The 1,091-nt window shown below is 58.4% G+C and carries 1 protein-coding gene and 1 pseudogene; both read left to right on the top strand.

Annotated elements, in window-relative coordinates; all coding sequences use genetic code 11:
• The coding region (locus tag SO140_RS45990) for an ABC transporter permease (protein ID WP_498544206.1) at positions 1 to 756 on the top strand (756 nt) is incomplete at its 5' end.
• Positions 757 to 789: 33 nt separating this feature from the next.
• A pseudogene (locus SO140_RS45995) lies at positions 790 to 1,091 on the top strand (substrate-binding domain-containing protein); the annotation flags it as partial.

A 1,091-nucleotide genomic window follows, 5' to 3' on the forward strand; every position in this document is an offset into this window, starting at 1 on the left:
CTGGCGTTAAGCGGGATCGTCGCCGCTCGCTTCGCCACCAACAACAGCGGATTAGCTATCGGCGACACCGCGACCGCCGTCATGGCGCCGCTGATTGTGGCGCTGGGCATCGGCATCGTTTGCGGCCTGGTGAACGGCACCGTGTTAGCCCGTTATCGGCTGCAGCCGTTTATCGTCACCATGGGCATGCTCTCCGCGGCGCGCGGGTTAACCATGTTGACCACCAACGGCAATCCAGTATCGCAATTGAACAGCGATTTCCGCTGGTTAGGCAATGGCTATGTCGGCGGCGTTCCGGTGCCCGTCATCATCTTCATCGTGCTGTTCGCCCTCGCCTGGCTGGTGCTGAATAAAACCCTCTTCGGGCGTTACATCTACGCCGTCGGCGGCAACCCGAAAAGCGCGCGCACCTCGGGGATTAACGTCACCCGCATCAAAATACTGGTGTATACGCTGTGCGGCGCACTGGCCGGCATCGCCGGCCTGATCCTCACCGCACGCACCGGTTCGGCGCAGACCAACGCCGGCGCAGGGTATGAGCTGGACGCCATCGCGGCGGTGGTGATCGGTGGCACCAGCATGGCCGGCGGTGTCGGTACGCTGGTCGGCACCTTCTTCGGCGTGCTGATTATCGGGGTGATGAATAACGGCCTCGATCTGCTCGGCGTGCAATCGTATTACCAACAAATTATCAAAGGCGCATTGATCGTTCTTGCCGTATTGCTCGACCCATCGCGTAAGCAACAGCGCGATTAATAACATCAGACCCAACTCTACCAGGAGAAAACCATGAATAAGACCAAGATAGCGTTGTTTGCCTCTGCCATGATGCTCGGTAGCCTGTCGGCAGCTCAGGCCGCCCCGGTAAAAATCGCGGTATTGATGTACGGCAACAAAGCCGAGTTCGTGCAATTGATGGAAAGGTTCGGGAAGGAACACCCGGCGGTGAAAAGCGGCGAAGCCGTGCTGACCTTCTACGATGGGCGTTATGATGCATCGGTGCAAAACGATCAGGCCGCCACCGCTATCCAAACGCGCGCCGATGCCATTATCGTCAACCCGATGGATTTTGAGGCCAATATCGATATCGT

It is taken from the genome of Bradyrhizobium sp. UFLA05-108 (genome assembly GCF_059803455.1).